This window comes from Pseudarthrobacter cellobiosi, assembly GCF_023913815.1.
Classification (GTDB): Bacteria; Actinomycetota; Actinomycetes; order Actinomycetales; family Micrococcaceae; genus Arthrobacter; species Arthrobacter cellobiosi.
On the sequence record NZ_JAMXBK010000027.1, the window covers coordinates 520487 to 529388 of the forward strand.

Consider the following 8902-nt stretch of genomic DNA (forward strand, 5'->3'; position numbering starts at 1 on the left):
TTCACTTTGCGGTCGCGGGATCGGTATCGTCCTCCGGCTGGTCGCCGGAGGCAAGCTGGAGCGGCGGCCTGGGCCGCGGCGTCCGGACGATCGGGATGGGTCCGGTGTGGATGGTCTCCGACTGCGGCACGGGCCCGCGCCAGCCGTGAATGGGGAGTTCAAATTTGCGGACCAAACGCGCTGAAAAGGGCGTCTGGTGCGTCCTGGCCAGCCTGACCGGAGTGGCGGACTTGGTCACTTCAACCCGGGCGCCGGGCGGCAGGTCCACGGAGCGCCGGCCATCGCACCAGAGCACACCCTGGGCACCGGTGCGGGTGAGGACTTCCACGGCCAGCCGGGACCGGGGCGATACCACCAGCGGTTTGGCAAAGAGCGCGTGGGCGCTGATGGGAACTATCACCAGGGCCTCGACCTCCGGCCAAACGACGGGCCCGCCGGCGGAAAACGCGTACGCGGTGGAGCCTGTGGGGGTGGCCACCACCACGCCGTCGCAGCCGAAGGAGGTCAGCGGGCGCTCGTCCACTTCGGTCACCACCTCGATCATGCGTTCGCGGTTGCCTTTTTCGATTGCGGCCTCGTTCAGGGCCCAGGTGTGCCAGATCTTCTGGCCACGGACCCAGACCTGGACGTCGATGGTCATGCGCTCTTCAACCGTGTAGTCGCGGCGGGCAATCCATTCCACCGTTTGGGCCAGGTCCGCCCGCTCGCTCTCGGCCAAGAAGCCGACGTGGCCAAGGTTGACGCCCAGCAGGGGTACGTCCACCTCCCGCACCAGCTCCGCGGCGCGCAGGATGGTGCCGTCACCGCCCAGGACCATCACCAGCTCGACGTCCGGCAGCTGTACGTGGTCGTGTAGGATCTCCACCGGCTGCGTGAGCTGCCCGAAGAATCTTTCCATGTCACGCAGTTCAGACTCCTGCATGACGGGAACAATGCCGGAGTCATGCAGTTGGGCGCAGGCTTCCCAGGCGGCCTTCAGTGACTCCTCGCGGCCAGTGTGGGCAAGGACAAGTACTCGCCTGCTCATCGGGTTCCGCTTTCTAGTGGTTCGGCCAGATTCGGCCAAGCAATCCGTCAATGGCTGCGAGGCGCTCTTCGATCTTAGGCAGGTCTTGGGTCATCCTGCGCTTTATCCACAGGAAGTATTCGACGTTTCCGTCCTGGCCCGGCAGCGGGCTGGCCGCTAAGCCGCGTAAGTCCAGTCCGGCGTCGAGCGCCGCATTGGCAACTTTTTCCACGGCCATCCGGCGTTCGCGCTCGGAAGTGACCACGCCGGTGCGGCCCAGCCGGTCCTTGCCGATCTCGAACTGGGGCTTCACCATCAGCACCAAGTCGCCACCCGGCCGCGTGCACAGCGCCAGCGGCAGGACCACCAGGGTCAGCGAGATGAAGGAGAGGTCGGCCACCGTGAGTTCGGCTTGTCCGCCGATGTCCGCCGGCGCCATGTACCGCACGTTGAGGCCCTCGTACACGGATACGCGGTCATCGGCGCGGAGCTGCGGGACCAGCTGGCCATGACCGACGTCGACTGCCACCACGTGTGCCGCACCGCGCCGCAGGAGGACCTCGGTGAAGCCGCCGGTGGAGGCGCCGGCGTCCAGGCATCTCTTGCCGGCAACCGTGACCTCGGGGAAAACGTCCAGGGCGCCCGCCAGCTTGTGCCCGGCCCGGCTGACGTAGCTGTCCTCTTCGGTGTGCTCGACCGCTAGGTCCTTGCCGTCGTCGACCTGGAGGGACGCCTTTGACAGGATCTGGCCGGCCGAGCTCACCTTGCCCTCGGCAATCAACGATGCAGCGTGGGTCCGGGATCTGGCCAGGCCGCGGGCGACGAGCGCCTGGTCAAGTCGTGCCATGCTCAAGCTTCTCCTCCGCCGTCTGGGGCCTCTTCGTTCAACGCGTGCAGCAGGGCATCGTGGAGGTCGCTGTAAACAGCTTCATGCTCAGATACGGGCAACTGTTCGACGCCGTCCATCGCGGCCGTTAGGGCCGCAATGGACGGATCGGTCGTTGCCGGCGCAGCTGTGTCCGGCCATTCCGGCGTTGGCTGGGCTGCTTCCGGATGGTGCGCTTCGTTCAGCTCAGTCATTGGACCAGTCTAATGATTGCGCCACTCGAGTTTGGGCTCGGTGGGCAGGGCGGCGTCAGGGACCGCAGTCCACCAGGCGGCGCAGGCAGCCCGCCACGAATCCAGGTCACCTTCGCTGCCGCTGACCTGGATGGTGCCACCGCTGACCCGCGCGGTGGAGGCCCCGCAACGGTGCATTCCGTCAGTGTGGTCCACGGCCGGGTAGGGGCGGTGGAGGTCGCTGAGGGAATTAATGATGTAGTCCGGGCGTTCCGCCGTGCGTGCGGCCAAGATGGTAGCCGTGGTGTCGACACCGGTCAGCACGGCCACCGTGGCAAACCCGGCGTTGTTGCCGCCGAGGATGTCGGTGTCCAGGCGGTCGCCCACCACCAGCGGGCGGTCAGCCGCGAGCCGCTTGGCGGCGGCGTGGAAGAGCGGGGCTTCCGGCTTACCGGCGACCCGCGGAGTCTGTCCGGTGGCAGCGGCTACTGCTGCCACAAGGGTGCCGTTTCCCGGGGCTATTCCCCTTGCCTGCGGAATGGACATATCGGTGTTGGTGGCGATCCACAGTGCCCCGGCCGACACCACGTATGACGCCTCGGCCAGATCCTTCCAGCCGATACCGGGATTGAACCCCTGGACCACGGCTACCGGATCCTCATCCTGGCTGTAGACAGGAGTCAGTCCCACCAGTTCGATTTCCTGCGCCAGAGCGGGGCTGCCGGTGATCAGCACCCGCGCTCCGGGGGCAACGAGTGATGTCAGGAGCTCGGCCGCGGCTTGCGAGGAACTGACCACCTGGTCATCGTCCGCCGGCGCACCCAGTTCACGGAGATGCGCCGCTACCTGAGCCGGAGTGCGGGAGGCATTGTTGGTGACATACCCCAGGCCAATGCCCAAACCCTCCAGTTGCTGCAGCGAGTCAACGGCGCCGGGGATGGCGTGCTGTCCGGCATAGACCACGCCGTCCAGGTCCGCCAAAAGGGCGTCGAACAGAGAAATCAGTGGAACTTCAGTCATGGCGGGCTAGCTGTCCCGTCCTTCAGAGTGGCCATCGAAGCCGTTGGTGTTGTCGCCTGCTTCGCTGTGCTCTTCTTCACCGTGCTCGGCGTCGCCGGCCTCCAGTTCGTCTGCTTCGACGGAATCCTCGTCAGACTCGGCGTCATCGGACTCGAAGAAATCCGATTCGGCGTCGTCGATGTCTGCATCAACGGCAGCGGCCTCCACGGCAGTCTTGTCCGCGGCTACCTCGGTCCGGGCAGCAGGCGTGGATGCAGCGGCTTCGGGGCCTGCGGCAGCACGCTCCAGCAGACGCCGGCGCTGAGCTTCCTCGCGGGCTTCCTCTTCCTCGTCCCAGCCAAGGTCCACGATGTCGGGTTCCTCATCGGCGCCGAGACCCAAGGCATTTTCAGCCACAACGGCCTGCTTCTGCCATTTAGCCGCCTCATCTTCTCGACCAACGGCGGACAGGGCGTTAGCGTAGGCCCTGAACAGCCTTGGACTGTAGGAGAACGCACGGTTCAAGTCCAGCTGGGAAATTTCAAGTTCAGCCACGGCAGCGTCCAACTGGCCGAGGTCAGACCGGGCACCGGCCGCCACGATGGCCAACTCGACTTTGCCGGGAGCGTCAAGGTCATTCGCTTCCTCGGACCGCACCACGTCAAGGGCACGGTCAGGCCGGCCCAGTCCGCGTTCGCAATCTGCCATCACGGGTAGGTGGACGTTCGAACCGCTAATGCGGCGGTAGGTCCGGAATTCGCGCAGCGCTTCGCCGTAGTGTCCTGCCGCGTAAGCGGTGAGTCCGACGGCTTCACGGACGGCAGCCAGCCGGCCACCACGCCGGCTCGCGGCGAGGGCATGCTGGAAAGCCAGCTCGGGCTCTTCGTCGATCAGGCGTCCGGCCATTACCAGGTGGCGGGCAACCCACTCTGCGCTCTTGTCTTCCAGAGTCTTGATCTGGTGCTGCGTAGCGCGGTCAAGCTCCTTGCCCGTGACATCCTCATCGATTTCCGGGGAACGTTCGCGGTCCGGACGGTTGGCACTGCGAAGGTCACGCGCGTTGGGTACACGGACCGGGCGGTCTTCCGCACGGTCCCTGCCGAACTGGCGGGGGCCGGAATCACCGCGGTCGAAGCTCCGGGGGGCACGGTCCTGGCGGTCACCGAACGGCTTCCGGTCCCCGCCGCCGAAGCTGCGACGTTCACCGTCGCCTTCCCGGCGCGGACGATCACCGAAGGACTTGTTGTCCCGGTCACCGAACGGCTTCCGGTCGCCGCCACCTGTGAACGGTTTCCGGTCCCCGCCGCCGAAGCTGCGACGTTCACCGTCGCCTTCCCGGCGCGGACGATCACCGAAGGACTTGTTGTCCCGGTCACCGAACNNCTGTGAACGGTTTCCGGTCCCCGCCGCTGCTGAAGGGCTTGCGCTCTCCACCGCCGAAGGTACGATGTTCACCGTCACCTTCTCGACGAGGACGACCACCATTAGGCTTGTTGTCACGGTCACCATACGGCTTCCGTTCACCGCCGCCTGTGAACGGCTTGCGTTCTCCACCACCGAAGGCACGACGCTCGCCATCGCCCTCGCGGCTCGGACGATCACCAAAAGGCTTACGTTCACCGGAACCAGGCGCGCGCTTCGGAGCCTCGGAGTTACGGTCTTCGCGGGAACGGAATCCCCGCGGGTCGCCGCCAGAATTGTTGTTGCCGCGGAAAGGACCGCGGTCGTTGCCGCCGCGGTTGCCGCCGTTGTGCTCAGCCATGGGGATTCCTCCTGTTATGAGCCGACCACTGGCGCAATCGCAGCCGCTCGTTCCGTGTTTCGTTATCCTACGCAACCCGAAATCAAGCGCTTCGAAGTCCGTACATCTCAGTCAATTCTAGGCGAGACCTCACCGACAGATGACATGGATCCGTCTCCAGGCCGCCGTCGTGGGAATGTTCACACTCCCCAGGTGACGCTCTCGCAGTTTCTGCAGCGGACGCTCCTGCAGTTCCTGCAGTGTTCCGGCGGACGCTCTATCATTTCCTGCAGCGTTCAGCCGGACGCTCTGCCAGTTCGCGTAGTGGGTTGTGTGGTGTACGACGGCGGCGGGTTGGGGCCGGTGCCGCTTCTTCGGCTGTGCGCGGGGCGAGGCGGGTGCGCGGCTTTGAGGTGCAACGCAGTCCATGGGCGGCTGGTGCCAGTGCGGTGGTTAACGTGGGAGAGCCCCCCAACCTGGTGGTTGGGGGGCTCTCGACCGTAATGATGTTCCGGCGGTGACCTACTCTCCCACACCCTCCCGGGTGCAGTACCATCGGCGCTGTGGGTCTTAGCTTCCGGGTTCGGAATGGGACCGGGCGTTTCCCCCACGCTATGACCGCCGTAACCCTTCGACCCGTCACACCCCGGGGGGGGTGTGGGAAATCTGGTTACAACATGCTTCCTGCAACTTTTGGTTGCAGGTGTGGTGTTGTTATTGTGTTGTGTTTTTTGTTCCCTGGGCAACGTGCCGTCCGTGGACGGGTTTGTTGTTTGGGAACCACATAGTGGACGCAAGCAGTCTTGTTATCTTCTTACCAGTGCTTGATGTGAACGTCTTTTGAATGCCGTTCACGCAGTGGTNTGCTTGATGTGAACGTCTTTTGAATGCCGTTCACGCAGTGGTGTGTGGTGTAAGTTATCGGCCTATTAGTACCGGTCAGCTTCACGAGTCGTTAGTCCTCGCTTCCACATCCGGCCTATCAACCCAGTGGTCTGGCTGGGGGCCTCTCACACACAAGGTGTATGGAAATCTCATCTCGAAGCGAGCTTCCCGCTTAGATGCTTTCAGCGGTTATCCCATCCGAACGTAGCTAATCAGCGGTGCACTTGGCAGTACAACTGACACACCAGAGGTTCGTCCGTCCCGGTCCTCTCGTACTAAGGACAGCCCTTCTCAAATTTCCTGCGCGCGCAGCGGATAGGGACCGAACTGTCTCACGACGTTCTAAACCCAGCTCGCGTACCGCTTTAATGGGCGAACAGCCCAACCCTTGGGACCTACTCCAGCCCCAGGATGCGACGAGCCGACATCGAGGTGCCAAACCATGCCGTCGATATGGACTCTTGGGCAAGATCAGCCTGTTATCCCCGAGGTACCTTTTATCCGTTGAGCGACGGCCATTCCACAATGTACCGCCGGATCACTAGTCCCGACTTTCGTCCCTGCTCGAGATGTCTCTCTCACAGTCAAGCTCCCTTGTGCACTTACACTCGACACCTGATTGCCAACCAGGCTGAGGGAACCTTTGGGCGCCTCCGTTACTTTTTAGGAGGCAACCGCCCCAGTTAAACTACCCATCAGGCACTGTCCCTGACCCGGATTACGGGCCGAAGTTAGATGTCCAAAGTGACCAGAGTGGTATTTCAACGATGACTCCACCCGAACTGGCGTCCGGGCTTCAACGTCTCCCACCTATCCTACACAAGCCACTCCGAACACCAATACCAAACTATAGTAAAGGTCTCGGGGTCTTTCCGTCCTGCTGCGCGTAACGAGCATCTTTACTCGTACTGCAATTTCGCCGAGTTTATGGTTGAGACAGCGGGGAAGTCGTTACTCCATTCGTGCAGGTCGGAACTTACCCGACAAGGAATTTCGCTACCTTAGGATGGTTATAGTTACCACCGCCGTTTACTGGGGCTTGAATTCTCAGCTTCGCCGTAAGGCTAACCGGTCCTCTTAACCTTCCAGCACCGGGCAGGAGTCAGTCCGTATACATCGTCTTGCGACTTCGCACGGACCTGTGTTTTTAGTAAACAGTCGCTTCCCCCTGGTCTCTGCGGCCCCGATCCCCTCCCACCAGCAAGTGGTGTTCAAGGTTGGGGCCCCCCTTCTCCCGAAGTTACGGGGGCATTTTGCCGAGTTCCTTAACCATAATTCTCTCGATCGCCTTAGTATTCTCTACCTGATCACCTGTGTCGGTTTGGGGTACGGGCGGCTAAAACCTCGCGTCGATGCTTTTCTCGGCAGCATAGGATCACCAAATCCCCCCGTGAGGGGGTCCCATCAGATCTCAGGCATCATGAACGGCGGATTTGCCTACCGTTCGCCCTACATCCTTAGACCGGGACAACCATCGCCCGGCTTGGCTACCTTCCTGCGTCACACCTGTTAATACGCTTGCCTCCCAGGATCAGGTCCCGCGCTCCACCAAAACCCACATCACCCCGAAGGGTGGGCGGGCAGGCATCGGGCGGTTAGTATCCCCTGTTCAACATGGACGGTTTTTCGCCGGTACGGGAATATCAACCCGTTGTCCATCGACTACGCCTGTCGGCCTCGCCTTAGGTCCCGACTTACCCAGGGCAGATTAGCTTGACCCTGGAACCCTTGATCATTCGGCGGACGGGTTTCTCACCCGTCTTTCGCTACTCATGCCTGCATTCTCACTCGTGTAGGCTCCACCGCTGGTTTACACCGCGACTTCACTGCCCACACGACGCTCCCCTACCACTCCAGACGCCTGAACCAACCCACAAGGGGCGGCTTAGCTAATATCTGAAATCCACAACTTCGGCGGTGTACTTGAGCCCCGCTACATTGTCGGCGCGGAATCACTTGACCAGTGAGCTATTACGCACTCTTTTAAGGATGGCTGCTTCTAAGCCAACCTCCTGGTTGTCTTCGCAACTCCACATCCTTTCCCACTTAGCACACGCTTAGGGGCCTTAGTTGGTGGTCTGGGCTGTTTCCCTCTCGACTATGAAGCTTATCCCCCACAGTCTCACTGCTGCGCTCTCACTTACCGGCATTCGGAGTTTGGCTGACGTCAGTAACCTTGTAGGGCCCATTAGCCATCCAGTAGCTCTACCTCCAGCAAGAAACACGCAACGCTGCACCTAAATGCATTTCGGGGAGAACCAGCTATCACGAAGTTTGATTGGCCTTTCACCCCTACCCACAGCTCATCCCCTCCATTTTCAACTGAAGTGGGTTCGGTCCTCCACGACGTCTTACCGTCGCTTCAACCTGGCCATGGGTAGATCACTTCGCTTCGGGTCTAGATCACGCCACTGCAACGCCCTATTCAGACTCGCTTTCGCTACGGCTTCCCCACACGGGTTAACCTCGCGACGTAACACTAACTCGCAGGCTCATTCTTCAAAAGGCACGCCGTCACAACTACAAGGTTGCTCCGACGGATTGTAAGCACACGGTTTCAGGTACTGTTTCACTCCCCTCCCGGGGTACTTTTCACCTTTCCCTCACGGTACTGGTCCGCTATCGGTCATTAGGGAGTATTTAGGCTTATCAGGTGGTCCTGACAGATTCACACGGGATTTCTCGGGCCCCGTGCTACTTGGGATACTCTCCAGGCGGCACAAAACATTTCGGTTACGGGGCTCACACCCTCTCTGGCCGGCCTTTCAAGACCGTTCACCTATGCCTGCACATCACACCTCACCAGTCCGGCAGAACTGGTATGGAAAGTCCCACAACCCCGACCATGCAACGCCCGCCGGCTATCACACATGGAACGGTTTAGCCTGATCCGCGTTCGCTCGCCACTACTGACGGAATCACTATTGTTTTCTCTTCCTGCGGGTACTGAGATGTTTCACTTCCCCGCGTTCCCTCCACGCACCCTATGTGTTCAGATGCGGGTCACCAGGCAGCTCGCGCCCCTGGCGGGGTTTCCCCATTCGGAGACCCTGGGATCAAAGTCCGGTTATCGACTCCCCCAGGCTTATCGCAGATTCCTACGTCCTTCTTCGGCTCCTAATGCCAAGGCATCCACCGTGTGCTCTTAAAAACTTGACCACAAAAGATCAAAAACGCTAATTTTCGAGAGAACCACAGAAACCACCCACACC

At 61.4% G+C, this 8902-nt stretch carries 4 protein-coding genes and 2 rRNA genes; all 6 read right to left on the bottom strand.

Features of this window, described 5'->3' with window-relative positions; all coding sequences use genetic code 11:
* Window position 1: 1 nt before the first annotated feature.
* The 6 genes from NG701_RS17995 to NG701_RS18020 all read right to left on the bottom strand — a co-directional run bounded on the left by NG701_RS17995 (window position 2) and on the right by NG701_RS18020 (window position 8849).
* Window positions 2-1027 carry an NAD kinase gene (locus tag NG701_RS17995; protein WP_252569416.1) on the bottom strand — a complete coding sequence of 342 codons (1026 nt, stop codon included), beginning with the start codon at window positions 1025-1027 and terminating at the stop codon, window positions 2-4.
* 13 nt (window positions 1028-1040) lie between these two features.
* Window positions 1041-1853, bottom strand: coding sequence for a TlyA family RNA methyltransferase (locus tag NG701_RS18000; RefSeq protein ID WP_252569419.1), 813 nt, complete (start codon window positions 1851-1853; stop codon window positions 1041-1043).
* A gap of 2 nt (window positions 1854-1855) precedes the next feature.
* Window positions 1856-2086, bottom strand: coding sequence for a hypothetical protein (locus NG701_RS18005; protein WP_252569422.1), 231 nt, complete (start codon window positions 2084-2086; stop codon window positions 1856-1858).
* 9 nt (window positions 2087-2095) lie between these two features.
* Entirely contained in the window at window positions 2096-3085 is a 990-nt protein-coding gene (locus NG701_RS18010) for an HAD-IIA family hydrolase (RefSeq protein ID WP_252569425.1), read from the bottom strand.
* 2229 nt (window positions 3086-5314) lie between these two features.
* Window positions 5315-5431, bottom strand: a 5S ribosomal RNA gene (gene rrf / locus NG701_RS18015).
* Window positions 5432-5713: 282 nt separating this feature from the next.
* Window positions 5714-8849, bottom strand: a 23S ribosomal RNA gene (locus NG701_RS18020).
* Window positions 8850-8902: the final 53 nt, after the last annotated feature.